The sequence below is a fragment of the Streptomyces griseicoloratus genome, assembly GCF_014534645.1.
Lineage (GTDB): Bacteria > Actinomycetota > Actinomycetes > Streptomycetales > Streptomycetaceae > Streptomyces > Streptomyces griseicoloratus.
Window position 1 is genome coordinate 17660 of record NZ_JACVQF010000233.1, and the last position, 25682, is coordinate 43341.

Sequence of the window (25682 nt, forward strand, 5' to 3'; positions counted from 1 at the left end):
AAGATCAGCGCACTGCAGTGGGGGGGAACGTATTTTCGGATACGCCCACGGGGAGGTTTCGTGCTGCCTCGGCGGGGCGGCGTCCGCTGGGTTCTTCTCTCCTGCGAGCCCCTACGGTGACAGGAGAAATCTGAGTGACACCTACCTCCCGAAGAACCCACCTGGTTCTTCCCGCGGCAGCCGCCGCACTCGCCCTGTCGGGCGCGGTTCTCTCGGCCGCCCCCGCCCAGGCGTCGGGCACCGTCCCCGTCCCGCCCCGGCCGGCCGCCACCCTGCAGCCCGGCGCCTCGCAGGCGGAGCTGCAGGAGCGGATCCAGGGCTCCGGGGCCGCGCTGAAGAACGGCGAGGCCACCCCGCCCGCGGCGCAGCCCGAGGCCGGCGCGACCGCCGGCGCCCCGTCCCCGTCCGGCACCGTCGACCCGAAGATCATCGGCGGTAAGGACGCGACCATCGCCGAGGCCCCGTGGATGGTGCAGCTGCACTACTACGACGACAAGGGCACCGCGGACACCTCCGACGACGAGGGCTACTTCTGCGGCGGCACCCTGGTGGCCCCGGCGAAGGTCCTGACCGCCGCGCACTGCGTGTACGGCCTGGACTGGGCGGCGAACGGAGCCGTCCTCGGCGGCACCGCCCAGCTCCCGGACGGCGGCGACCTGCACGGCGGCCGGGTCGCCGGCGTGTGGCGCCAGTGGGTCAACCCCACGTACCGGCCGAGCACGATCTCGGGCGGCGACCTCGCCGTGCTGACGCTGACCGACGCGCTGCCGTACAAGACGCTCCAGCCGGCGTCGAGCAGCGACACCGCCTCGTACGCCAATGGCACCCCGGCGACGGTGTACGGCTGGGGGCGCACCAGCTCCACCAGCGACGACATCTCGCCGACGCTGCAGAAGGCGACCGTGCCGATGCGCTCGGACGCCGCCTGCACCGGGTACTGGGGCTCCGACTTCGTGCCCGGTCAGATGGCCTGCGCCGGCTACCCGGCGTCCGGTCAGGACGAGGGCACGGTCTCGCCGTGCAACGGTGACTCCGGGGGCCCGCTCGTGGTCAACGGCCGGATCGCCGGTGTCGTCTCCTGGGGCGTCACGGACTGTGTCGCGACGGGCGCCTACGGCGTCTACGCCAAGACCAGCTCCTACGCGGGCGAGGTCAACGCACGCATCGACGACAGCGACCTCGACTTCGACGGCCTGGCGGACCTCTTCGCCCGCACGTCCGGCGGCGACGCCTTCGAGTACTACTCCCTCGGCGACCGGTGGCCCTACCTGGCCGACCGCGTCTCGCTCGGCGACTGGAGCGGGCTGAGCCTGGTGCGCCAGGCCGACCTGAACCGCGACTTCTACCAGGACTACCTGTACCGCGCCCCGGACGGTGTGCTGTACGACTTCGCGTTCAACGGGGACGACCGCTACGAGTCGATCCGCATCGGCGGCGGCTGGAACGCGATGAAGGACATCCGCGTTCCGGGCGACCTCTCCGGAGACGCCCTGCCCGACCTGGTCGCCAAGGACAAGGACGGCGTCCTGTGGCTCTACCCGGGCAAGGGCAACGGCCTGTTCGGCACCCGGGTCCGCATCGGTGGCGGCTGGTCCGCGTACACCATCACCGGCAAGGGCGACTACAACCGCGACGGCAAGGCCGACCTGCTGGCGCGGGACGGCTCCGGCGTCCTGTGGCTGTACCCGGGAACCGGGAAGGCCTCCCCGGCGCTCGGCACCCGGATCAAGGTCGGCGGCGGCTGGTCCGTGTACAACGCCTTCGCCACCGCCGGTGACGTCACCGGCGACGGCAGGCCCGACCTGCTGGCCCGGGACACCTCCGGTGTGCTGTGGCTCTACAAGGGCACCGGCAGCGCGGGCACGGCGACGTTCAAGACCAGGATCAAGGTCGGCGGCGGCTGGGGGGCGTTCAACCTCTTCGGCTGATCCCGCCGGGTCCGCCCGCGGTCGTGACAGGGGCCGCCTCCGTTCCGGGGGCGGCCCTTCGCGTTGCGATCTTCGCCACACGGGCCCTCTCGGCGTCCCGCCCGCAGCGCCCGCGGCGGTGCCCGCGGACCCGCAGGTCAGCGACGCGGGCCACCGGCCGATGGGCACGTTCCGTGACCGTCTGCCCGCCCGGTCGGCACAGACAGTTGTGCAACCCTGTCCCGAGTTCCCCCGTCTGACGTACGGAGGGACGATGGAGCGGTACCGGCCGACGAGCCACCGGACCGAACCCGGCCCCGAGAGCAGGGGGTAACCGACCGGACGAGAACCGAGGAGCACATGTCCGCCGAGAGCATGCCCGATCCCGCCATACCGGGTGAGTCCGGAAGCACCGGACCGCGCCACCGGGCCAAGGGCCGCCGCCGCAAGCCCCGCGCCAAGCGGCGCAAGGGCCTGCTGGTCGTGGCCTGGACCGCCGCGGGCATCGTCGTTCTGGGCGGCACCGGCGCCGGGGTGCTGTACTTCAAGCTCAACGGCAACCTGAAGAGCGTCGACATCGACCAGGTCCTCGGCACCGACCGGCCCGAGAAGGCCGACAACGGCTCCGAGAACATCCTCGTCCTCGGCTCGGACACCCGCTCAGGCGGCAACGAGAAGCTCGGCGGCGGCACCGACGACGGCACCGCCCGCTCCGACACCGCGATGATCGTGCACGTCCACCAGGGCCACAAGCAGGCCAGCGTGGTCTCCATCCCGCGCGACACCCTCATCGACCGCCCCGAGTGCACCGACACCGACGGGGGCGAGCACCCGGCAGCCGACGACGTGATGTTCAACTCCGCGTACGCCACGGGCGGCGCCGCCTGCGCGGTGAAGACCGTCGAGTCCCTCTCCGGCCTGCGCATGGACCACTACCTGGAGGTCGACTTCGGCGGCTTCCAGCAGCTCATCGACGACCTCGGCGGCGTCGAGGTCACCACCACCGAGGACATCGAGGACCCCGACAGCCACCTCGACCTGAAGGCCGGCACCCACCGGCTCGACGGCGAGCAGGCCCTCGGCCTGGTCCGCACCCGGCACGGCGTCGGCGACGGCTCCGACCTCGGCCGCATCCAGCTCCAGCAGGCCTTCATCAAGGCCCTGGTCCACCAGGTCGAGGACGTCGGCGTCCTCACCAACCCCAAGAGGCTCTACGACCTCGCCGACACCGCCACCAAGACCGTGACCACCGACTCCGACCTGGGCTCGGTGAACTCCCTGATGTCCTTCGCCGGCGGCCTGAAGGGCATCGGCCCCTCCAACATGCACATGGTGACGATGCCGGTGATCTACGACCCCGCCGACGCCAACCGCGTCCTGGTGGAGGAGACCAAGGCCCAGCAGGTGTGGGACGCCCTGAAGAACGACCGGGAGATCCCGAAGACGGCCACGGAAGGCACGGCCACCGGTGAGGCGGACGGAGTCGTGAGCGCCGGTTAGGGGCGCGGGTCCGTATCGACGGGCGGCTCCTGCGCGCGGGCGCGGGAACCACCGCCGGCCCGCGGGGAATAGACGACCGCAACCCCCGGTTTTGGGGGATGGCGCCAGTCCTGGCAGACTGGTACGTCGGCTCCGGTTCACGCTCCCGCATCCCGCGGCTGCGACCCGGCGCCCTCCCTGGACATAGGAGAAACCTTGAAGCGCGACATCCACCCCGAGTACGTCGAGACGCAGGTCAGCTGCACCTGTGGGGCGTCGTTCACCACCCGTAGCACCATCGAGTCCGGCACCATCCGGGCCGAGGTCTGCTCCGAGTGCCACCCGTTCTACACGGGCAAGCAGAAGATCCTCGACACCGGTGGCCGTGTGGCCCGCTTCGAGGCCCGCTTCGGCAAGGCTGCCGCCGGCTCCAAGAAGTAGCGAGCCACCGATCGCCGGTCCACGGCCGCGACCCCAGCCGGGGGAGCGCCGGGACCGGCGTTTTTGGTCGCCGCCCTTCCCTTCCCGCACTACAGGAGCCCCAAGATGTTCGAGGCCGTCGAGGAACTCGTCGCCGAGCACGCCGACCTGGAGAAGAAGCTCGCCGACCCGTCGGTCCACGCCGACCAGGCCAACGCGCGCAAGCTGAACAAGCGCTACGCCGAGCTCACCCCGATCGTCGCCACGTACCGCTCCTGGAAGCAGACGGGCGACGACATCGAGACCGCGCGCGAGTTCGCCGCCGACGACCCGGACTTCGCCGCCGAGGTCAAGGACCTGGAGAAGCAGCGCGAGGAGCTCACCGAGAAGCTCCGCCTGCTGCTCGTCCCGCGCGACCCGAGCGACGACAAGGACGTCATCCTGGAGATCAAGGCGGGTGCGGGCGGCGACGAGTCCGCCCTGTTCGCCGGCGACCTGCTGCGCATGTACCTCAGGTACGCCGAGCGGGTCGGCTGGAAGACCGAGATCATCGACTCCACCGAGTCCGAGCTGGGCGGCTACAAGGACGTCCAGGTCGCCGTGAAGACCAAGGGCGGCCAGGGCGCCACCGAGCCCGGCCAGGGCGTGTGGGCCCGGCTGAAGTACGAGGGCGGCGTGCACCGCGTGCAGCGCGTGCCGGCCACCGAGTCCCAGGGCCGTATCCACACCTCCGCGGCCGGCGTGCTCGTCACGCCCGAGGCCGAGGAGATCGACGTCGAGATCAACCCCAACGACCTGCGGATCGACGTCTACCGGTCCTCCGGCCCCGGCGGCCAGTCCGTCAACACCACCGACTCCGCCGTGCGCATCACGCACATTCCGACCGGAGTCGTCGCCTCCTGCCAGAACGAGAAGAGCCAGCTGCAGAACAAGGAGCAGGCGATGCGTATCCTGCGCTCCAGGCTGCTCGCCATGGCGCAGGAGGAGGCGGAGAAGGAGGCCGCGGACGCCCGCCGCAGCCAGGTCCGCACCGTCGACCGCTCCGAGAAGATCCGTACGTACAACTTCCCGGAGAACCGCATCTCGGACCACCGCGTCGGCTTCAAGGCGTACAACCTGGACCAGGTCCTCGACGGCGACCTGGACGCGGTGATCCAGGCGTGCGTCGACGCGGACTCGGCGGCCAAGCTGGCAGCCGCATAAGCAGCCGCACAACCCTCGCAAGACAGCTCGGAGGACCAGCGTGAACCTGCTGCTCGCGGAGGTGGCCCAGGCCACCCAGCGGCTGGCCGACGCCGGCGTGCCCTCGCCGCGCACCGACGCGGAGGAGCTCGCCGCGTTTCTGCACGGCGTCAAGCGGGGCGAGCTGCACACCGTGCCGGACGCGGACTTCGACGCCCGGTACTGGGAGGTCGTCGCCCGCCGCGAGGCGCGCGAGCCGCTCCAGCACATCACCGGACGCGCCTACTTCCGCTATCTGGAGCTCCAGGTCGGGCCCGGTGTGTTCGTGCCGCGTCCCGAGACCGAGTCCGTGGTCGGCTGGGCCATAGACGCCGTGCGCGCCATGGACGTGGTCGAGCCGTGCATCGTCGACCTGTGCACGGGCTCGGGCGCCATCGCGCTCGCGCTCGCCCAGGAGGTGCCCCGCTCGCGCGTCCACGCCGTGGAGCTGTCCGAGGAGGCGCTGGTGTGGACGCGCAAGAACATGGAGGGGTCCAGGGTCGACCTGCGCCAGGGTGACGCCCTGACGGCCTTCCCGGACCTCGACGGCCAGGTCGACCTGGTCATCTCCAACCCGCCGTACATCCCGCTCACGGAATGGGAGTACGTCGCTCCCGAGGCGCGGGACCACGATCCCCAGATGGCCCTGTTCTCCGGCGAGGACGGCCTCGACCTCATCCGCGGCCTGGAGCGCACCGCGCACCGGCTGCTGCGCCCCGGCGGCGTGGTCGTCGTCGAGCACGCCGACACGCAGGGCGGACAGGTGCCGTGGATCTTCACCGAGGAACGGGGCTGGGCCGACGCGGCCGACCACCCCGACCTCAACAACCGCCCGAGGTTCGCGACCGCCCGCAAGGCGCTGCCGTGAGCCCGTCCCAGACTTCGAACCCGCAGTACGTGTACGAGGAGGCCCGCTGAATGGCACGGCGATACGACACCAACGACGCGACCGACCGCGTGACCGGTCTGCGCGAGGCCGCGTCCGCCGTCCGCCGTGGCGAGCTCGTGGTGCTGCCCACGGACACGGTGTACGGCATCGGCGCCGACGCGTTCTCGTCGGAGGCCGTGGGCGACCTGCTGGAGGCCAAGGGCCGGGGCCGCAACATGCCCAGCCCCGTCCTCATCGGCTCGCCGAACACCCTGCACGGGCTGGTCACGGACTTCTCCGAGAAGGCCTGGGAGCTGGTCGACGCCTTCTGGCCGGGCGCGCTGACGCTCGTCGCCAAGCACCAGCCGTCGCTCCAGTGGGACCTCGGTGACACCCGCGGCACGGTCGCCGTGCGGATGCCGCTGCACCCGGTCGCCATCGAGCTGCTCACCGAGGTCGGACCCATGGCCGTCTCCTCCGCCAACCTCACCGGCCACCCGGCGCCGGAGGACTGCGACGCGGCCCAGCAGATGCTCGGCGACTCCGTCTCCGTCTACCTCGACGGCGGCCCCACCCCCGGCAACGTCCCGTCGTCCATCGTCGACGTCACCCGTGAGGTGCCCGTGCTGCTGCGCGCGGGCGCGCTGTCGGCGGAGGAGCTGCGCAAGGTCGTACCCGACCTCGAGGTGGCGAATTGACGGCCCCTGAGACGGGGCGTGGCATAGGTGGCGGGGAACGCCCCGCGGAGGTGACGACGACTTTCGGCTTTCCGCGCGACAGCTTCCGCATCCTCCACGTCAGCACCGGAAACGTGTGCCGCTCGCCCATCACCGAGCGGCTGACCCGGCATCTCGTGACGGAGCGGCTGGGCGTCCTGGGCGGCGCGCTGATCGTGGAGAGCGCGGGTACCTGGGGCCACGAGGGCGCGCCCATGGAATCGCACGCGGAGACCGTCCTGGCCGAGTTCGGCGCCGACGCCTCCGGCTTCACCGGCCGCGAACTGCTCGACGAGCACGTCATCCGCGCCGACCTGGTCCTGACGGCGACCCGGGACCACCGCGCCCAGGTCATCTCCATGGGCCACTCGGCGGGCCTGCGCACCTTCACCCTCAAGGAGTTCACCCGCCTGGTGAACGCCATCGACCCGGCCACCCTGCCGCCCCTGGAGGACGGCGTGGTCACACGGGCGCGTGCGCTGGTGCGTGCGGCGGCGGCTCTACGCGGGTGGCTGCTGGCACCGACGGCGGAGGCGGACGAGGTCTACGACCCGTACGGTGCGCCGCTGACGTTCTTCCGCTCGATCGGAGACGAGATACACCAGGCGCTGGACCCGGTCGTGACGGCGCTGACAGGCGTGGCCGCGCGGGCTTGACGCGGGCGCGCGGACGCTGGGGCCGAGCGGTGTGGGGGGTGCGTCGGGGTGGTGACGGCCTTGGGGGGCGTGGCCGCGCGGGCGTGATGCGGGGGTGCGGGCCGACGGGGGAAGTCCGCCGAGGTGGTGGCGTTGGCGGGAGGCGCGGTGCGAGCGTGGGCGGCGCCGATCGTGTGACAACTCGGGCGTCGGGGGCGTACCGGGCCTACATTGGTCGTACGTCACCGTCGACGCACGCCCGGAGCGCACCATGTCGGTCACCCACGCCGTCGAGGCAGATGCCGATGTCCTGCGGCGGCAGGACCCCGAGCTGGCCGAGATCCTGCTCGCCGAACGCCACCGGCAGTCGACGACGCTCCAGCTGATCGCCGCCGAGAACTTCACCTCGCCCGCGGTGCTGGCGGCCCTCGGCTCCCCGCTCGCCAACAAGTACGCCGAGGGCTACCCCGGCGCCCGCCACCACGGCGGCTGCGAGATCGTCGACGTCGCCGAGCGGCTGGCCATCCAGCGGGCCCAGAACCTGTTCGGCGCCGAGCACGCCAACGTGCAGTCCCACTCCGGCTCCTCGGCGATGCTGGCCGCGTACGCGGCGCTGCTGCGCCCCGGGGACACCGTCCTCGCACTGGGCCTGCCGTACGGCGGCCACCTCACGCACGGCTCGCCCGCCAACTTCTCCGGCCGCTGGTTCGACTTCGTCGGCTACGGCGTGGACGCGGAGACCGGGCTGATCGACCACGACCAGGTGCGCACCCTGGCCCGTACGCACCGGCCCAAGGCGATCGTGTGCGGCTCCATCGCCTACCCCCGCCACATCGACTACGCCGCCTTCCGCGAGGTCGCCGACGAGGTGGGCGCCTACCTCATCGCGGACGCCGCCCACCCCATCGGCCTGGTCGCCGGGGGAGCGGCACCCAGCCCGGTGCCGTACGCCGACATCGTCTGCGCCACCACGCACAAGGTGCTGCGCGGGCCGCGCGGCGGGATGATCCTGTGCGGGAGCGAGCTGGCCGAGCGGGTGGACCGGGCCGTCTTCCCGTTCACGCAGGGCGGCGCGCAGATGCACACCATCGCCGCCAAGGCGGTCGCCTTCGCGGAGGCGAGGACCCCGGCCTTCGCCGCGTACGCCCATCAGGTGATCGCCAACGCCCGCACGCTCGCCGCCCACCTGGCCGCCGAGGGCCTGGTCGTCACGACCGGCGGCACGGACACCCACCTGCTCACCGCCGACCCGGCCCCGCTCGGCGTCGACGGCAGGACCGCCCGGGGCCGGCTCGCGGCGGCCGGAATGGTCCTGGACTGCTGCGCGCTGCCGCACGGCGACGCCCGCGGCCTGCGTCTGGGCACGGCGGCCGTCACCACGCAGGGCATGGGGGAGGGGGAGATGCGGACGGTGGCGGCACTGCTCGCCGGAGTGCTCCGGGACGCGACGGACCCCGCCGTCGCACGCGAGACCGTACGGGAGCTGGCCGCGGCATTTCCGCCGTATCCGGGCTGAGGCGGGGTAGACGCACTCGCGTGCACAGCCACTCGTGCAACCATCGTCGCTACCCGGAAGTCCTCACACATATGCGCGCATCGCTAGGGTGTGAGGCTGGGAATGGCCAGCGAGACCTGTGGGGAAGCCCGTGCGTGAATACCTGCTGACGCTCTGCATCACGGCCGCGGTGACGTACCTGCTGACAGGACCGGTACGGAAGTTCGCGATCGTGGCGGGGGCGATGCCGGAGATCCGGGCCCGTGACGTGCACCGGGAACCCACTCCGCGCCTCGGCGGGATCGCGATGTTCTTCGGGCTCTGCGCGGGCCTGCTGGTCGCGGACCACCTGACCAACCTCAACGAGGTCTTCGAGACGTCCAATGAGCCCAGGGCCCTGCTCTCCGGCGCCGCCCTGATCTGGCTGATCGGCGTCCTCGACGACAAGTTCGAGATCGACGCCCTGATCAAGCTGGGCGGCCAGATGATCGCCGCCGGCGTGATGGTGGTGCAGGGCCTGACGATCCTGTGGATCCCGGTCCCCGGCGTCGGCAACGTGGCGCTGACCCAGTGGCAGGGCACGCTGCTGACGGTGGCGCTGGTCGTCATCACCATCAACGCGGTCAACTTCGTGGACGGCCTCGACGGCCTCGCCTCCGGCATGGTGTGCATCGCGGCGGCCGCGTTCTTCATGTACGCCTACCGGATCTGGTACTCGTACGGCATCGAGGCCGCCGCACCCGCGACGCTGTTCGCCGCCATCCTCATGGGCATGTGCCTGGGCTTCCTGCCGCACAACATGCACCCCGCCCGGATCTTCATGGGCGACTCGGGCTCGATGCTGATCGGCCTCGTGCTGGCCGCCGGCGCGATCTCGGTGACGGGGCAGGTCGACCCGGACGCGATGCGGCTGTTCTCCGGCTCGGAGCGCAACACCGTGCACCAGATGGTGCCGGTCTACATCCCGCTGCTGATGCCGCTGACGATCATCGCGATCCCGGCCGCCGACCTGATCCTGGCGATCGTCCGGCGCACCTGGCGCGGCCAGTCGCCGTTCGCCGCGGACCGCGGGCACCTGCACCACCGCCTGCTGGAGATCGGCCACTCCCACAGCCGCGCGGTGCTCATCATGTACTTCTTCTCGGCACTGATCGCGTTCGGCGCGCTCGCCTACTCCGTGAACGCCGCGTCGATGTGGATCGTGCTGAGCGTCGTCTTCCTCAGTGCGATCGGCCTGATCCTGCTCCTGCTGCCGCGCTTCACCCCGCGCGCCCCGCGCTGGGCCGAGCGCTTCGTCCCGCCCCGCTACCGCCGGCGCCGGGCGGCGGCCGCCGAGGCCGCGGTGGCCGGCATGGAGGAGGCCGAGGAGCGCGTCCCCGTCGCCGCGGGCGTCTCGGGCGTCAACGGCGCTACCGCCGTGGGACCCCGTTCGCGGGCAAGGTAAGAATCTGACTAGAGCATTGCCAACTCGTGGGGGAACGAATCTCCCCAATACCAGACAATCCGGTGCTGTGTTTGCACAAACGCGCAGGGTCACTCTCATGTGTGACAGCAAGCACACCCTCAGGTAAAGACCTCATCAAATAGTTTGTGATACGGTTCACGAGAACCCCCCGGATAGAGCCGAAGGACCGTAGTGCGACGGTCTCTTGGCGTGAGGTCACCACTCAGCCCGGGACTACGCTCGTCCATGACGACACCCTGCCCCCTGTGAAAAGCGGAGTTGCCGCCATGCCGTCCAATGACGTCCGGATCCTGCTTCAGGCTGCCGTGCCCACGGCTGCCGTCGGCGCCGTAGCCGCCGTCGTCAGCGGTGTGGTCGCCGGCGGCAAGGGAGCGGTCGGCGCCGTGGTGGGAACGCTGGTGGTGATCCTCTTCATGGGGCTCGGCCTCTACATCCTGCAGCGCACCGCCAAATCGCTTCCGCACCTCTTCCAGGCGATGGGCCTGATGCTCTACGCGGCGCAGATCCTCCTGCTGTTCATCTTCGTCGCCGCGTTCAAGAACACGACGCTGTTCAACCCCCGGGCCTTCGCGCTCACCCTGGTCGCCGGCACCCTCGCCTGGATCGCCGCCCAGACGCGTGCCCACATGAAGTCCAAGATCCTCTACGTCGAGCCCGAGTCGACGGGCGAGAAGCCCGAAAAGACGGGCCACTCGTCGTGAGGGGTAGGGCCGGGATAAAGAGGCATGCGCAGTCCTGCTATCGTCCGGTGCCAACTGCGGCATCGCGGGCGCGGGCATTCGAGCTGACGCCTGCTCAATCGCGAGGCGAGATGCCCCACAGCCGCCCCCACATCCGTAACACCAGTCCCGTGCCGAACCGCGGCCACGCGCCGCGCCGACACAACGAGGTTGCCGTACCTATGCGCCACGATGAAGGAGCCCGCGGTGAGTGCTGACCCGACGCAGGTGCTCGCCTTCGAGACCGACTGCCACATCTTCGACGGCTGCGGATTCGCCGAGGTCTCCCCGGGCCTGCACTCGTTCCTGTTCCAGCCTCTCTGGGGCGACGCGGACAGCAACCTGTACTTCAACAAGACGATGCTGCTGGCGCTGCTCGGCTCGATCATCGTCGTCGGCTTCTTCTGGGCCGCCTTCCGCAGGCCGCAGGTCGTCCCGGGCAAGCTGCAGATGGTCGCCGAGGCGGGCTACGACTTCATCCGGCGCGGTGTCGTCTACGAGACCATCGGCAAGAAGGAGGGCGAGAAGTACGTCCCCCTCGTGGTCTCGCTGTTCTTCTTCGTCTGGATGATGAACCTCTGGTCGATCATTCCGGTCGCCCAGTTCCCGGTCACCTCGATCATCGCGTACCCGATGATCCTGGCCCTGATCGTCTACATCCTGTGGGTGTCGCTGACCTTCAAGCGCCACGGCTTCGTCGGCTTCTGGAAGAACGTCACCGGCTACGACAAGTCGCTCGGCCCGGTGCTTCCCCTGGCCATGCTGATCGAGCTGTTCTCGAACCTGCTGATCCGGCCGTTCACCCACGCCGTCCGACTCTTCGCCAACATGTTCGCGGGCCACACCCTGCTGCTGCTCTTCACGATCGCCAGCTGGTACCTGCTGAACGGCGTCGGCATCGCCTACGCGGGTGTCTCGTTCGTGATGGTCATCGTGATGACCGCCTTCGAGCTGTTCATCCAGGCCCTGCAGGCGTACGTGTTCGTCCTGCTGACCTGCACCTACATCCAGGGCGCGCTGGCCGAGCACCACTGAGCCGGCACCCGCACAGCCCTCAACAAGTCGTCCGGTGGCCAACCCCCACCGGTCCGTAAAGGAAAAGGAAGAACTGGCATGTCCCAGACCCTTGCTGCCGTCGAAGGTTCCCTCGGTTCCATCGGTTACGGTCTCGCCGCAATCGGCCCCGGCGTCGGCGTCGGCATCATCTTCGGTAACGGCACCCAGGCCCTCGCCCGCCAGCCCGAGGCCGCCGGCCTGATCCGTGCCAACCAGATCCTCGGCTTCGCCTTCTGTGAGGCGCTGGCGCTGATCGGTCTGGTCATGCCGTTCGTCTACGGCTACTGATCGCTGACCCCAGACCAGCCGACTAGGCGAAAGGCACACACATGAGCCAGCTGCTCACGATCGCGGCCGCGGAGGGTGAGAACCCTCTCGTCCCGCCGATCCCCGAGCTTGTCATCGGCCTGATCGCCTTCGTCATCGTCTTCGGCTTCCTCGCCAAGAAGCTGCTCCCGAACATCAACAAGGTTCTGGAAGAGCGTCGCGAGGCCATCGAGGGCGGTATCGAGAAGGCCGAGGCCGCGCAGACCGAGGCCCAGAGCGTTCTTGAGCAGTACAAGGCTCAGCTCGCCGAGGCCCGGCACGAGGCCGCGCGCCTGCGCCAGGAGGCGCAGGAGCAGGGCGCCACGCTCATCGCCGAGATGCGCGCGGAGGGCCAGCGGCAGCGTGAGGAGATCATCGCCGCCGGTCACGCCCAGATCGAGGCCGACCGCAAGGCCGCTGCCTCGGCGCTGCGCCAGGACGTCGGCAAGCTCGCCACCGAACTGGCCGGCAAGCTCGTCGGCGAGTCCCTCGAGGACCACGCCCGGCAGAGCCGTGTCATCGACCGCTTCCTGGACGAGCTCGACCAGAAGGCCGAGGCCACGCGATGAACGGAGCGAGCCGCGAGGCCCTGGCCGCCGCACGCGAGCGTCTCGACTCGCTGACGGACTCCACGTCCGTGGACGCGAGCTCGCTCGCCGAGGAGCTGGCCGCCGTCACCGCGCTGCTCGACCGCGAGGTGTCGCTGCGTCGGGTCCTCACCGACCCGGCGCAGGCCGGCGAGGCCAAGGCCGAACTCGCCCAGCGCCTCTTCGGCACCCAGGTCAGCGGTCCGGCCGCCGACCTGGTGTCCGGCATGGTGCGTTCCCGCTGGTCGCAGTCCCGCGACCTGGTGGACGCGCTGGAGGAGCTGGCGAACACCGCCGACCTCACCGCCGCGCAGAAGGCGAACAAGCTCGACGACGTCGAGGACGAGCTGTTCCGGTTCAGCCGGATCGTCTCCTCGAACACCGAGCTGCGCGCCGCGCTGACCGACCGCAAGGCCACCACCTCGGCCAAGGGCGAGCTGCTGCGCAGCCTGCTCGGCGGCCGGGCGGCCGTGACCACCGAGCGTCTGGTGACGCGCCTTGTGACCGCGCCCCGGGGACGTAGCCTGGAGTCGGGACTCGAGTCCCTGTCCAAGCTCGCCGCCGAGCGCCGGGACCGCATGGTCGCCGTCGTCACCTCGGCGGTGCCGCTGAGCGACACGCAGAAGCAGCGCCTCGGCGCCGCCCTCGCCAAGCTCTACGGCCGCCGGATGCACCTCAACCTCGACGTGGACCCCGAGGTCGTCGGCGGCATCCGGGTGCAGGTCGGCGACGAGGTCATCAACGGCTCCATCGCGGACCGTCTCGAGGACGCCGGCCGCCGCCTGGCGGGCTAGCGCCCCCGGGCAGCAGAACAACAAAGCAGTACGTACTTACGACGGCCCTGGTTGGGCCGTGCAGAGGATTCACCTCTTATTGGGGGGAGTCCCTTCTACCCCCCAAGTGAAACTTCGGGCCCAACAAGGAGAGCAGGGAACTCAGATGGCGGAGCTCACGATCCGGCCGGAGGAGATCCGGGATGCGCTGGAGAACTTCGTCCAGTCGTACAAGCCGGACGCGGCCTCGCGCGAGGAGGTCGGTACGGTCACCCTTGCCGGCGACGGCATCGCGAAGGTCGAGGGCCTGCCCTCGGCCATGGCCAACGAGCTGCTGAAGTTCGAGGACGGCACCCTCGGCCTCGCCCTCAACCTCGAGGAGCGCGAGATCGGTGCCATCGTCCTCGGTGAGTTCAGCGGCATCGAGGAGGGCCAGCCGGTCACCCGCACCGGCGAGGTCCTGTCGGTCGCCGTGGGCGAGGGTTACCTCGGCCGCGTCGTCGACCCCCTCGGCAACCCGATCGACGGCCTCGGCGAGATCGAGACGTCCGGCCGACGCGCCCTCGAGCTGCAGGCCCCCACGGTCATGCAGCGCAAGTCGGTGCACGAGCCGATGGAGACCGGCTACAAGGCCGTCGACGCCATGACCCCGATCGGCCGTGGTCAGCGTCAGCTGATCATCGGCGACCGCCAGACCGGCAAGACCGCCCTGGCCGTCGACACGATCATCAACCAGCGCGACAACTGGCGCACCGGCGACCCGAACAAGCAGGTCCGCTGCATCTACGTCGCCATCGGCCAGAAGGGCTCCACCATCGCGTCGGTCCGCCGCGCGCTGGAGGAGAACGGCGCGCTGGAGTACACGACCATCGTCGCCGCCCCGGCGTCCGACCCGGCCGGCTTCAAGTACCTGGCGCCGTACACCGGCTCGGCCATCGGCCAGCAGTGGATGTACGAGGGCAAGCACGTCCTGATCATCTTCGACGACCTGTCGAAGCAGGCCGACGCCTACCGCGCCGTGTCGCTGCTGCTGCGCCGCCCGCCGGGCCGCGAGGCCTACCCGGGTGACGTCTTCTACCTGCACTCCCGGCTGCTGGAGCGCTGCGCCAAGCTCTCCGACGACATGGGTGCCGGCTCGATGACCGGTCTGCCGATCGTCGAGACCAAGGCCAACGACGTCTCGGCGTTCATCCCGACCAACGTCATCTCCATCACCGACGGCCAGTGCTTCCTGGAGTCCGACCTGTTCAACGCCGGCCAGCGCCCGGCCCTGAACGTCGGTATCTCGGTCTCCCGCGTCGGTGGCTCCGCCCAGCACAAGGCGATGAAGCAGGTCTCCGGCCGTCTGCGCGTGGACCTCGCCCAGTTCCGTGAGCTGGAGGCGTTCGCCGCCTTCGGTTCCGACCTGGACGCCGCGTCGAAGGCGCAGCTGGAGCGCGGTCAGCGCATGGTCGAGCTGCTGAAGCAGGACCAGTACCAGCCGATGGCCACCGAGGACCAGGTCGTCTCCGTCTGGGCCGGCACCACCGGCAAGATGGACGACGTGCCGGTCGCCGACATCCGCCGCTTCGAGAAGGAGCTGCTGGAGTACCTGCACCGCAAGGAGCAGGGCCTCATGACCTCCATCAAGGAGGGCGGCAAGATGTCCGACGACACCCTGCAGGCCGTCGCCGACGCGATCTCGGCGTTCAAGAAGCAGTTCGAGACCTCGGACGGCAAGCTGCTCGGCGAGGACGCCCCGTCCGCCGCCAAGTGACGTAAGGAAGGGACCTGACTCATGGGAGCCCAGCTCCGGGTCTACAAGCGTCGCATCCGATCCGTCACCGCGACCAAGAAGATCACCAAGGCGATGGAGATGATCGCCGCCTCGCGCGTCGTCAAGGCGCAGCGCAAGGTGGCGGCCTCCACGCCGTACGCGCAGGAACTGACCCGCGCGGTCACGGCGGTCGGCACCGGGTCGAACACCAAGCACCCGCTGACCACGGAGGCGGACAACCCGACCCGTGCCGCGGTCCTGCTCCTCACGAGCGACCGCGGTCTGGCCGGCGCCTTCAACTCCAACGCCATCAAGGCGGCGGAGCAGCTCACCGAGCGCCTGGAGCGCGAGGGCAAGCAGGTCGACACGTACATCGTCGGCCGGCGCGGTGTCGCCCACTACAACTTCCGTGAGCGCAAGATCGCGGAGTCGTTCACCGGCTTCACCGACCAGCCCTCGTACGCGGACGCCAAGAACGTCGCGGCCCCGCTGATCGAGGCGATCGAGAAGGAGACGGCGGACGGCGGGGTGGACGAGCTCCACATCGTCTACACCGAGTTCGTCTCGATGATGACGCAGACGGCGATCGACTCGCGGATGCTTCCGCTGCGCCTCGAAGAGGTCGCGCAGGAGACCGCCGCGAAGGGCGAGATCCTGCCGCTGTACGACTTCGAGCCCTCGGCGGAGGACGTCCTCGACGCCCTGCTGCCGCGGTACGTCGAGAGCCGGATCTACAACGCGCTGCTCCAGTCGGCCGCTTCGAAGCACGCCGCCACCCGGCGCGCGATGAAGTCGGCCACCGACAACGCGGGCGAGCTGATCAACACGCTCTCCCGTCTTGCCAACGCGGCCCGCCAGGCCGAAATCACCCAGGAAATCAGCGAGATCGTCGGTGGCGCGAGCGCCCTGGCCGACGCGACCGCGGGGAGTGACAACTAATGACCACCACTGTTGAGACGGCCACGGCGACGGGCCGCGTCGCGCGGGTCATCGGCCCGGTCGTCGACGTGGAGTTCCCCGTCGACGCGATGCCGGACATCTACAACGCGCTGCACGTCCAGGTCGCCGACCCGGCGAACGAGGGCGAGCTGAAGACGCTGACCCTGGAGGTCGCCCAGCACCTGGGTGACGGTCTGGTCCGCGCCATCTCCATGCAGCCCACCGACGGTCTGGTCCGCCAGGCCCCGGTGACCGACACCGGTGCCGCGATCTCCGTGCCGGTCGGCGACTTCACCAAGGGCAAGGTCTTCAACACCCTCGGTGAGGTGCTGAACGTCGACGAGTCCTACGACGGTGAGCGCTGGCCGATCCACCGCAAGGCGCCGAACTTCGACGAGCTCGAGTCGAAGACCGAGATGTTCGAGACCGGCATCAAGGTCATCGACCTGCTGACCCCGTACGTCAAGGGCGGCAAGATCGGTCTGTTCGGCGGCGCCGGCGTCGGCAAGACGGTGCTCATCCAGGAGATGATCTACCGCGTCGCCAACAACCACGAGGGTGTGTCGGTGTTCGCCGGTGTCGGCGAGCGCACCCGTGAGGGCAACGACCTCATCGACGAGATGAGCGAGTCCGGCGTCATCGACAAGACCGCGCTGGTCTTCGGCCAGATGGACGAGCCCCCGGGCACCCGTCTGCGCGTCGCGCTGGCCGGCCTGACCATGGCCGAGTACTTCCGTGACGTCCAGAAGCAGGACGTGCTGTTCTTCATCGACAACATCTTCCGCTTCACCCAGGCCGGTTCCGAGGTGTCGACCCTGCTCGGCCGTATGCCCTCCGCGGTGGGCTACCAGCCGAACCTGGCCGACGAGATGGGTCTCCTCCAGGAGCGCATCACCTCGACCCGTGGTCACTCGATCACCTCGATGCAGGCGATCTACGTCCCCGCGGACGACCTGACCGACCCGGCCCCGGCCACCACCTTCGCCCACCTCGACGCGACGACGGTTCTCTCCCGTCCGATCTCGGAGAAGGGCATCTACCCGGCCGTGGACCCGCTGGACTCGACGTCCCGGATCCTGGACCCGCGCTACATCGCGCAGGACCACTACAACGCGGCCATGCGCGTGAAGAACATCCTGCAGAAGTACAAGGACCTGCAGGACATCATCGCGATCCTCGGTATCGACGAGCTCGGCGAGGAGGACAAGCTCGTCGTCCACCGTGCCCGTCGCGTGGAGCGCTTCCTGTCCCAGAACACCCACGTCGCCAAGCAGTTCACCGGCGTCGAGGGCTCGGACGTGCCGCTGGACGAGTCGATCGCCGCGTTCAACGCGATCTGCGACGGTGAGTACGACCACTTCCCGGAGCAGGCGTTCTTCATGTGCGGTGGCATCGAGGACCTGAAGAAGAACGCGAAGGAGCTGGGCGTCTCCTGAGCCTGCGGCTCTTGTGAGGGGGCGGGCGCGTCCCGCCCCCTCGTCCACGCCCCTTAGACTTGTAACCAACACCCGGCAGAACCGCCGGGTGGTGACCCGAGGAGCCACCTTGGCTGCTGAGCTGCACGTCGCGCTGGTCGCGGCCGACCGAGAGGTCTGGTCCGGCGAGGCCACCCTGGTCGTCGCGCGCACCACGTCCGGCGACATCGGCGTCATGCCCGGTCACCAGCCGCTGCTCGGTGTGCTGGAGTCGGGCCCGGTGACCATCCGTACGAGTGATGGTGGGACGGTCGTCGCCGCGGTGCACGGCGGTTTCATCTCGTTCGCGGACAACAAGCTGTCGCTGCTGGCCGAGATCGCCGAACTGTCGGACGAGATCGATGTCCAGCGCGCGGAGCGGGAGCTCGAGCGTGCGAAGGCGGAGGGCGACGCCACCGCCGAACGCCGTGCGGACGTGCGACTGCGCGCGGCGGCGGGGCGCTGACGACCGCGCCGTGCTATGACGTCACTCAGCCGCGGCTGGGACCGGAGCGATCCGGACCCGGCCGCGGCTGAGGCAGATCCGGGTGTTTTTTCCGTTCCGTTACCTAGGAGACGAGGAGGTCGGTGCCGATGGTCCTCGCTCTGACTGTGTGCGGAATTGTCGTCGCCCTGGTGGTGATCGGGCTCTTCGTCTTCGGTCTGCGCCGCCGGCTGATCCAGCGCTCGGGCGGCACCTTCGACTGCTCCCTGCGGTGGGACGCCCCCGAGGAGGGCGACACCGGCGGCAAGGGCTGGGCCTATGGAGTGGCCCGCTACAACGGCGACCGGATCGAGTGGTACCGGGTCTTCTCGTACTCCCCCCGTCCGCGCCGCGTTCTTGAGCGCTCCGCGATCGAGGTGGCCGGCCGCCGTGTCCCCGAGGGCGAGGAGGAGCTGGCCCTGCTCTCGGACGCCGTGGTCCTCGCGTGTCTGCACCGGGGCACACGGCTCGAACTGGCGATGAGCGAAGACGCGCTGACCGGATTTCTCGCGTGGCTGGAGGCAGCCCCGCCCGGACAGCGAGTGAATGTGGCGTAGCCACATTCACTCGCTGGGTGGGGGTCCCCCCGGGCGAAGCCTGGGGGAGCGTCAACGTCGCTTGGGTATCTCTCGGGTGACTACTGCAGGCCGCTGTCGATGGCGCTCACCAGTTCGCCGTTGGCGGTGTCACCGCTGAACTCCCAGAAGAAGGCGCCGCCCAGGCCCTGGTTGCCGGCCCATGCCATCTTCGACTTGACGGTGGCCGGGGTGTCGTACGACCACCAGTTGGTGCCGCAGTGCGCGTACGCCGTGCCGGCGACGGTGCCGGTGGCCGGGCAGCTGTTCTTGAGGACCTTGTAGTCCTCGATGCCCGCCTCGTAGGTGCCGGCGGCCGGTCCGGTCGCGGTGCCGCCGGGCGCGGACTGGGTGACGCCGGTCCAGCCGCGGCCGTAGAAGCCGATGCCGAGCAGCAGCTTGCTCGCCGGGACGCCGGTCGCCTTGAACTTCGCGATCGCGTCGGCGGAGGTGAAGCCCTGCTGCGGGATGCCGGCGTACGAGGTCAGCGGCGAGTGCGGGGCGGTGGGGCCGTTCTTCGCCCAGGCGCCGAAGAAGTCGTACGTCATCACGTTGTACCAGTCGATGTACTGCGCGGCCGGGCCGTAGTCGGCGGCTTCGATCTTGCCGCCGTCGGACGCGTCCGCGGTGACGGCCGCGGTGACGAGGTCGTTGCCGAACTCGGCGCGCATGGCCTTCATCATGGTGCTGAAGGCGTTCTTGGCGCTGGTCGTGTCACAGCTCAGACCACAGGCGTTCGGGTACTCCCAGTCCAGGTCGATGCCGTCGAAGACATCGGCCCAGCGCGGGTCCTCGACCAGGTCGTGGCAGGACTTGGCGAAGGCGGCCGGGTTCTTCACGGCGTCGGGGAAGCCGCCGGACCAGGTCCAGCCGCCGAACGACCACAGCACCTTGATGTGCGGGTACTTGGCCTTCAGCTTGCGCAGCTGGTTGAAGTTGCCGCGCAGCGGCTGGTCCCAGGTGTCGGCGACGCCGTCGACGGACTGGTCGGCGGTGTACGCCTTGTCGTAGTCGGCGTAGGCGTCGCCGATGGTGCACTTGCCGCCCTGGACGTTGCCGAAGGCGTAGTTGATGTGCGTGATCTTCTCGGCGGAGCCGGAGGTGACCAGGTTCTTCACGTGGTAGTTGCGCCCGTAGACGCCCCAGTTGGTGAAGTAGCCGAGCTTGACCTTGTCGCCGCCGGGGTTGCCGCCGCCGTCGTCGCCGGTGGTGCGGACCTTGACGGCGCCGCTCACGGGGCCGGTCTGGTCGGCGGTGTCGCGGGCCTGGACCGTGTAGGAGTAGTCGGTGCCCTTGGTCAGGCCGGTGTCGGTGTACGAGGTGCCGGTGACGGTGGCGACCTTGGCGCCGTCGCGCAGGACGTCGTAGTTCTTGACGCCCTTGTCGTCGGTGGCCGCGGACCAGGTCAGCTTGACCGAGGTGTCGGTGATGTCGGAGGCGGTCGGCGTGCCGGGGGCGGAGGGGGCCGCGTCGCCGGGCTGAGAGGTGCCGTCGCAGCTGCCGCCGTTGAGCTTGCAGCCGGACGGGGAGCCGGAGCCGGTGCCGTTGAACCCGAAGGAGACGGACGCCCCGGGAGCGAGGGTGCCGTTCCAGCCGAGGTTCTTGGCGGTCCAGTGGTCACCGGAGTTGGTGACCGTGGCGTCCCAGGCGGAGGTGACCTTGGTGCCGGAGGGGAAGTCCCACTCGACCGTCCAGGAGTTGATGGTCGTGGTGCCGGTGTTCTTCACCGTCCAGCTGCCGCCGAAGCCGGTGCCCCAGTCCGAGGTCTTGGTGAAGGTGGCCGTCGCGCTGGTGGCCGCCTGGGCGGGAGTCGCGAGTCCGACCAGCCCCGTGAGGGGGAGTGCCAGCGTCGCGGCCAGTGCCGCGGCTCTGTGTCTGAAGCGCATGGTGCGCCTCCTTATGTGGGGACCTGTGGGGATCTTGTTGTGGGCATGACTGAGCCGCATGCCCGCAGTGCCGCGAGAATAGAAAGGTCTGGACCACGGGTCAATAGGTCTGGACCACTACAGCTGAAAGCCGGCTAGATCCCCAACTCCTGCGCGAGCACCGCCGCTTGCACGCGGCTGCGCAGCCCCAGCTTCCCCAGCAGGCGGCTGACGTGGGTCTTCACCGTGGCCTCGGCCATGTCCAGCCGGTCGGCGATCGCGGCGTTGGACAGGCCCTGGCCGAGGCAGGACAGGACCTCGCGCTCGCGGCGGGTCAGGCTCTGCAGCACCGCCGGATCGGCGGTCGTCTCCCGGACCGGCTTGGCGGCGAACTCGGCGATCAGCCGCCGGGTGACGGCCGGGGCGACGATCCCCTCACCGCCCGCCACCGTGCGGACGGCGGCGATCAGGTCCTTCGCCTCCGTGTTCTTCAGCAGGAACCCCGCGGCGCCCGCCCTGAGCGCCCCGAAGACGTACTCGTCGAGGTCGAAGGTGGTCAGCACGAGCACGTCGGCCAGCCGCTCGGCGACCACCTGGCGGGTCGCCGACACCCCGTCGACACGCGGCATCTGAACGTCCATCAGCACCACGTCGGGCCGCAGCTCCCGGGCCAGCGCCACCGCCTGTTCGCCGTCCGCCGCCTCGCCGACCACCTCGATGTCCGGTGCGCTGCCCAGGATCAGCACCAGTCCGGCGCGCACGGCGGACTGGTCCTCGGCGACGAGGACGCGGATCATGCGAGGTCTCCTTCGGCGAGGGGCAGCGTGGCGCGCACGGCCCAGATCTTGCCATCGGCCGACCGCTCGGGCCCGGCCTCGAACGTTCCGTGCAGCAGCGCCACCCGCTCCCGCATGCCGACCAGACCGGCGCCGGAGCCGGGGGCCCGGGGAGCGTCGCGGTCGCCGTACGTGCTGGTCACCTCGACGCGCAGCACGTGGCTCCGGCGGGTGAGCGTCACCCGGACCGGGCCCTTCGAGGCGTGCTTCAGCGCGTTCGTCAGCGACTCCTGGACGATCCGGTACGCGGCCAGCTCCACCGGCGCGGGCAGGTCCTCGCCGTACGCCGTCTCCAGGGCGACGTCGAGCCCGTTGGCGCGGGCGCCGTCGACCAGCGCGCCGAGGCCGTCGAGGGTGGGGGCGGCGGCCGGCTCGGCGTCCTCACCGGTGTCCCGCAGGATGCCGATCAGCCGCCGCATCTCCGACAGGCCCGCCACGCTGTTCTCCCGGATCACCCCGAGCGCCTGCCGGGTGGTCGCCGGGTCGTCGAGGGAGAGGGCGGCCGTGGAGTGGATGGCGATCGCCGAGAGGTGGTTGGCGACCATGTCGTGCAACTCGCGGGCCATCCGGGACCGTTCCGCGGTCACCGCCTGGACCCGGTCCATCTCGGCCAGCAGCGCGGTCTGTTCGGCGCGCAGCCGGGCGGCCTCCGCCTCCTCGCGGTGGCTGCGCACGATCAGGCCGGTGGACGCGGGCCCGAACGTCACGATCCCGACGGCCACACCGATCAGCAGCGCCTCGGGGACCCGCCACACCGCGAACGGCAGGACGGTCGCGACCACCGTGAGCAGCCCGGTGATCCACGGGATGCGGCGGGCCGAGGCGGGCGGGCCGTACAGGACGGCGGCGTACATGAGGTCGGTGTACATCAGCACCGTGACCAGGCTGCCCTGGGTGATCAGGTCCGCGGCCAGCGCGGCCGTGCCGATCAGCAGGCCGGTGCGGGGTGCGGCCCGGCGCAGCAGCTCGCAGCCGGCCACGACCGCGAGCGGCACGAGCAGCGGCCAGCGGCCGTCGAACAGCACGATCGGTTCGCCGGCCGGGCGGACGCCGAGGCCGATGCCCCACAGCAGCAGCCCGCCGAGCAGCCCGGCCGCGGCGGCGCCCACGTCGAAGCGGTGCGGGCGGGGGAGTCGTACGGCCATGACACCATCCAACACGGCCCGCGCCGCGTGTGCCTGGTGCCCGGGAACGGTCCCGTACTGCATCTTTCGATGTACTGGAGGTTCGTCACCGGCGACGACGCTCCGGGCCGCCGCGCACGGGAGCCTGAATGGGTGACCGAGAGGAGCGAACCGTGATCGTCACCCTGATCATCGCCTGCGAGATCGGCTTCTGGGTGCTGCTGGCGGCGGGGCTGTCCTTCCGATACCTGCTGCGGATGCCGCGCACGGGCATGGCGCTGCTGCTGGCCGAGCCGCTGCTGGAGGTCGTCCTGCTGGTCGTCACCGCGCTGGACCTGAAGAACGGCGCCGATCCGAGCTGGAAGCACGGCCTGGCGGCGCTGTACATCGGCTACACGGTCGGCCACGGCCACCGGACGGTGAAGTGGCTCGACGGTCACGCCGCCCACCGCATCGACGGCCGCCCGCTGCCGCGGCCCCCGCGCTACGGGATGGCCCGCGCCCTGCACGAGGGGAAGGTGTGGCTCGGCACGGTCGTCGCCGCGGCCGTGGCGACGGGGCTGCTCCGGCTCGCCATGTGGTACGTCGACGACCCGGCCCGCACCGGCTCCCTGGAGAGCTGGCAGTACACGGCCTGGCGCGTCGCCGGCATCCACGGCCTGATCGCGCTGTCGTACGCCATCTGGCCGAAGAAGGCCCCGGCGGCCGGGCCCGGTCCCTCGGAGCCGTCGTCGGATCGCCTGCTCAAGAAGGAGGACGTCCGCCGCTGAGCCGGACACCGCCCGTCCCGCCGGTGGCCGTCACCGGGTGACCGGTCACCGGCGCCCGGGTGCGCGCGGTGCCTCAGCGCTCCCCGCCCGGCACCCAGAGCACGTCCCCGAGCTCCTTGTTGGCCGTGCGCGCGAGGATGAACAGCAGGTCGGAGAGCCGGTTGAGGTAGGTCGCGGTCAGCGGGTTCATCGTCTCGCCGTGGACGTCGAGGGCCGCCCACGTCGAGCGCTCGGCCCGGCGGACCACCGTGCACGCCTGGTGCAGCAGGGCCGCGCCGGGCGTGCCGCCGGGCAGGATGAAGGAGCGCAGTTTCTCCAGCTCGCCCAGGAAGCGGTCGCAGTCCGCCTCCAGCTTGTCGACGTAGAACTGCTCGACCCTGAGCGGCGGGTACTGCGGGTTCTCCACCACCGGCGTCGACAGGTCCGCGCCCACGTCGAACAGGTCGTTCTGGACGCGGGTGAGGACCTTGACGACCTCCTCGTCCAGCCCGCCCAGGGCGATCGCCGTGCCGATCGCCGCGTTCGCCTCGTTGGCGTCGGCGTACGCGGCGATCCTGAGGTCGGTCTTCGGGACCCGGCTCATGTCACCGAGGGCGGTGGTGCCCTGGTCGCCGGTCCGGGTGTAGATGCGCGTCAGGTTGACCATGCACCCAGCGTAGTTACGCCCCCGCGGTACGGAACACGCGTGTGCCGACCGTCACGGCGAGCGCCGCGAAGGCGACGGCCACGAGGGAGCCGTACAGCATGTGCGCGGTGGCGTAGGCGCCGGTGTAGGCGTCCCGCACCGCGTCCACCAGATGGCGCAGCGGCATCAGGCGGGACAGGACGTCGAGCCAGGCCGGGCCGAGGGTCATCGGGAGCATCAGGCCGGACAGCAGCATCGACGGCATCGTCAGCGCGTTGATCGTGGGCCCGAACTCCTGGGGCGTGCGGACCTTCATCGCGAGCGCGTACGACAGGGAGGCCAGAGCGACCGTGAGCACGGCGACGAAGGCGAAGCCGACGAGCACGCCGGGCAGCGGTGCCCTCAGGCCCATCACCACCGCCGCCAGCACCAGCAGCACCGCCTGGAAGACGAACAGCGTGGCGTCCCGCAGCACCCGGCCCAGCAGCAGGGCCAGGCGGCTGACGGGCGTGACGCGCATGCGCTCGATCACGCCCTGGCCGTTCTCGACGATGACCGAGAAGCCCGCGAAGGAGGCGCCGAACAGGGCGAGTTGGAGCAGGAGCCCGGGGACCAGCAGCTGCCAGGAGCTGCCCCGGCCGCCGAGCGGCAGACCGGTCAGCAGCGGACCGAAGAAGACCAGGTACAGCAGGGGCATCAGGACGCCGAAGAGGAGCCCGAAGCGGGAGCGGAGGGACTGGCGCAGGTAGCGGCCGTAGACGAGAGCGGTGTCGTGGAGCAGCATCGGAGGGTCCTGGGTGTCCTAGACGGCTACGGGGGTCGGGTCGGCCGGTGCGGTACCGCGGCCGGTGATGGCGAGGAAGGTGTCCTGCAGGGAGGCGTCGGCCGAGCCGCCGTGCTCCCGCTTCAGCGCGCTCGGGGTGCCGTCGGCCACCACCACGCCCCGGTCGACGACGACCAGGCGGTCGGAGAGGGCGTCGGCCTCGTCGAGGTAGTGGGTGGTCAGGAACACCGTGGTGCCGTGTTCGTCGCGCAGCCGGCGGACCAGGTCCCACAGTCCGGCGCGGCTGCCCGGGTCCAGGCCGGTGGTCGGCTCGTCCAGGAAGAGCAGCTTCGGCCGGTGGGTGAGCGCCATCGCGATGTCCAGCCGGCGCCGCTGGCCGCCGGAGAGCGCGGCGCACCTGCGGTCGAGCAGCCCGGTCAGGTCCAGGTCACGGGCCAGTTCCTCGGCGCGCTCGGCCGCCCGCGCCCTGGGCAGCCGGTACAGGCGGCCCTGGGTGACCAGCTCCTCCCGCACGGTGATCTGCCCGTCCACCCCGCCCGACTGCGCCACGTACCCGCACGCCCGGCGGACCCCGGCCGGGTCCCTCGCCAGGTCGTGACCGGCGACCGTGGCGGCGCCGCCGGTGGGGGCGAGCAGGGTCGTGAGCATCCGCAGGGTCGTGGTCTTGCCCGCGCCGTTGGGGCCCAGGAAGCCGAGGATCTCCCCTTCGCGGACGGTCAGGTCGATGCCGCGCACGGCCTGGACCGGGCCGCGCTTCGTCTCGAAGGTCCGGGCCAGACCGGCCGTACTGATGATTGCCATGAAACCCAGAAAAACAGAGTCA

Annotated in this window: 26 protein-coding genes; 20 read left to right on the plus strand and 6 right to left on the minus strand. The window is 70.3% G+C overall.

All coding sequences use genetic code 11. The features are described 5' to 3' along the window. The first annotated feature begins 134 nt into the window (after positions 1-134). The 19 genes from H0H10_RS34520 to H0H10_RS34610 all read left to right on the plus strand — a co-directional run bounded on the left by H0H10_RS34520 (position 135) and on the right by H0H10_RS34610 (position 18837). Positions 135-1928, plus strand: coding sequence for a trypsin-like serine protease (locus H0H10_RS34520; protein ID WP_188185133.1), 1794 nt, complete (start codon positions 135-137; stop codon positions 1926-1928). Positions 1929-2267: 339 nt separating this feature from the next. After that, positions 2268-3407, plus strand: coding sequence for an LCP family protein (locus H0H10_RS34525; protein WP_188185134.1), 1140 nt, complete (start codon positions 2268-2270; stop codon positions 3405-3407). Between the two features lie 195 nt (positions 3408-3602). After that, positions 3603-3827, plus strand: coding sequence for a 50S ribosomal protein L31 (gene rpmE / locus H0H10_RS34530; protein ID WP_019326867.1), 225 nt, complete (start codon positions 3603-3605; stop codon positions 3825-3827). A gap of 105 nt (positions 3828-3932) precedes the next feature. Next, positions 3933-5009 carry a peptide chain release factor 1 gene (prfA, locus tag H0H10_RS34535; RefSeq protein WP_188185135.1) on the plus strand — a complete coding sequence of 359 codons (1077 nt, stop codon included), beginning with the start codon at positions 3933-3935 and terminating at the stop codon, positions 5007-5009. Between the two features lie 40 nt (positions 5010-5049). Continuing rightward, positions 5050-5895 carry a peptide chain release factor N(5)-glutamine methyltransferase gene (prmC, locus tag H0H10_RS34540; protein WP_188185136.1) on the plus strand — a complete coding sequence of 282 codons (846 nt, stop codon included), beginning with the start codon at positions 5050-5052 and terminating at the stop codon, positions 5893-5895. 50 nt (positions 5896-5945) lie between these two features. Continuing rightward, on the plus strand, positions 5946-6593 hold the full coding sequence (locus H0H10_RS34545; protein WP_188185137.1) for an L-threonylcarbamoyladenylate synthase: 648 nt from the start codon (positions 5946-5948) through the stop codon (positions 6591-6593). Next, positions 6590-7267, plus strand: coding sequence for an arsenate reductase/protein-tyrosine-phosphatase family protein (locus H0H10_RS34550; RefSeq protein WP_188185138.1), 678 nt, complete (start codon positions 6590-6592; stop codon positions 7265-7267). The genes H0H10_RS34545 and H0H10_RS34550 overlap by 4 nt, the downstream gene beginning before the upstream one ends. Positions 7268-7517: 250 nt before the next feature. Then, complete coding sequence (gene glyA / locus H0H10_RS34555) at positions 7518-8762, plus strand: serine hydroxymethyltransferase (protein WP_188185139.1); 1245 nt, start codon at positions 7518-7520, stop codon at positions 8760-8762. 130 nt (positions 8763-8892) lie between these two features. After that, a complete protein-coding gene (locus H0H10_RS34560) occupies positions 8893-10185 on the plus strand; it encodes an MraY family glycosyltransferase (RefSeq protein ID WP_188185140.1) in 1293 nt (430 codons plus the stop codon). A gap of 287 nt (positions 10186-10472) precedes the next feature. Next, positions 10473-10907, plus strand: a complete 435-nt coding sequence (locus H0H10_RS34565; protein ID WP_188185141.1) for a Cg1360 family ATP-synthase-associated protein — start codon at positions 10473-10475, stop codon at positions 10905-10907. 210 nt (positions 10908-11117) lie between these two features. Continuing rightward, a complete protein-coding gene (gene atpB / locus H0H10_RS34570; RefSeq protein WP_188185142.1) occupies positions 11118-11960 on the plus strand; it encodes a F0F1 ATP synthase subunit A in 843 nt (280 codons plus the stop codon). Between the two features lie 78 nt (positions 11961-12038). Further along, complete coding sequence (gene atpE, locus H0H10_RS34575; protein ID WP_009321656.1) at positions 12039-12269, plus strand: ATP synthase F0 subunit C; 231 nt, start codon at positions 12039-12041, stop codon at positions 12267-12269. 41 nt (positions 12270-12310) lie between these two features. Then, the gene (locus H0H10_RS34580; RefSeq protein ID WP_188185143.1) at positions 12311-12856 is read left to right on the plus strand and encodes a F0F1 ATP synthase subunit B; all 546 of its coding nucleotides are present in this window, start codon (positions 12311-12313) and stop codon (positions 12854-12856) included. Beyond that, a complete protein-coding gene (locus H0H10_RS34585) occupies positions 12853-13668 on the plus strand; it encodes a F0F1 ATP synthase subunit delta (protein WP_188185144.1) in 816 nt (271 codons plus the stop codon). Before H0H10_RS34580 ends, H0H10_RS34585 begins: the two co-directional genes overlap by 4 nt. Positions 13669-13813: 145 nt before the next feature. Then, positions 13814-15403: a F0F1 ATP synthase subunit alpha gene (gene atpA, locus H0H10_RS34590; RefSeq protein ID WP_188185145.1), complete on the plus strand. Its 1590-nt coding sequence runs from the start codon at positions 13814-13816 to the stop codon at positions 15401-15403. Between the two features lie 21 nt (positions 15404-15424). After that, positions 15425-16342: a F0F1 ATP synthase subunit gamma gene (locus H0H10_RS34595; protein ID WP_188185146.1), complete on the plus strand. Its 918-nt coding sequence runs from the start codon at positions 15425-15427 to the stop codon at positions 16340-16342. Beyond that, complete coding sequence (gene atpD, locus H0H10_RS34600; protein ID WP_188185147.1) at positions 16342-17778, plus strand: F0F1 ATP synthase subunit beta; 1437 nt, start codon at positions 16342-16344, stop codon at positions 17776-17778. Before H0H10_RS34595 ends, atpD begins: the two co-directional genes overlap by 1 nt. 109 nt (positions 17779-17887) lie before the next feature. Continuing rightward, a complete protein-coding gene (locus tag H0H10_RS34605) occupies positions 17888-18262 on the plus strand; it encodes a F0F1 ATP synthase subunit epsilon (RefSeq protein ID WP_188185148.1) in 375 nt (124 codons plus the stop codon). Between the two features lie 128 nt (positions 18263-18390). Next, a complete protein-coding gene (locus tag H0H10_RS34610) occupies positions 18391-18837 on the plus strand; it encodes a DUF2550 domain-containing protein (protein ID WP_188185149.1) in 447 nt (148 codons plus the stop codon). 80 nt (positions 18838-18917) lie between these two features. Here H0H10_RS34610 and H0H10_RS34615 read toward each other — a convergent pair whose 3' ends face one another. The 3 genes from H0H10_RS34615 to H0H10_RS34625 all read right to left on the minus strand — a co-directional run bounded on the left by H0H10_RS34615 (position 18918) and on the right by H0H10_RS34625 (position 22701). Continuing rightward, on the minus strand, positions 18918-20741 hold the full coding sequence (locus H0H10_RS34615; protein ID WP_188185150.1) for a glycoside hydrolase family 18 chitinase: 1824 nt from the start codon (positions 20739-20741) through the stop codon (positions 18918-18920). Positions 20742-20875: 134 nt separating this feature from the next. Further along, positions 20876-21517: a response regulator gene (locus tag H0H10_RS34620; protein WP_188185151.1), complete on the minus strand. Its 642-nt coding sequence runs from the start codon at positions 21515-21517 to the stop codon at positions 20876-20878. Further along, complete coding sequence (locus H0H10_RS34625) at positions 21514-22701, minus strand: sensor histidine kinase (protein WP_188185152.1); 1188 nt, start codon at positions 22699-22701, stop codon at positions 21514-21516. The genes H0H10_RS34620 and H0H10_RS34625 overlap by 4 nt, the downstream gene beginning before the upstream one ends. A gap of 152 nt (positions 22702-22853) precedes the next feature. Between H0H10_RS34625 and H0H10_RS34630 the strand changes: the two genes are divergently transcribed. Then, positions 22854-23450: a hypothetical protein gene (locus tag H0H10_RS34630; protein WP_188185153.1), complete on the plus strand. Its 597-nt coding sequence runs from the start codon at positions 22854-22856 to the stop codon at positions 23448-23450. Positions 23451-23523: 73 nt separating this feature from the next. On the opposite strand, the gene H0H10_RS34635 is transcribed toward H0H10_RS34630, so the two are convergent. From H0H10_RS34635 to H0H10_RS34645, 3 genes are read right to left on the minus strand one after another with little or no spacing between them, the layout of a single operon-like run. Beyond that, the gene (locus tag H0H10_RS34635) at positions 23524-24096 is read right to left on the minus strand and encodes a cob(I)yrinic acid a,c-diamide adenosyltransferase (RefSeq protein WP_188185154.1); all 573 of its coding nucleotides are present in this window, start codon (positions 24094-24096) and stop codon (positions 23524-23526) included. A 13-nt stretch (positions 24097-24109) separates the two neighbouring features. Further along, entirely contained in the window at positions 24110-24859 is a 750-nt protein-coding gene (locus tag H0H10_RS34640) for an ABC transporter permease (protein ID WP_188185155.1), read from the minus strand. Between the two features lie 18 nt (positions 24860-24877). Then, entirely contained in the window at positions 24878-25660 is a 783-nt protein-coding gene (locus H0H10_RS34645; RefSeq protein ID WP_188185156.1) for an ABC transporter ATP-binding protein, read from the minus strand. Between the last annotated feature and the right edge of the window lie 22 nt (positions 25661-25682).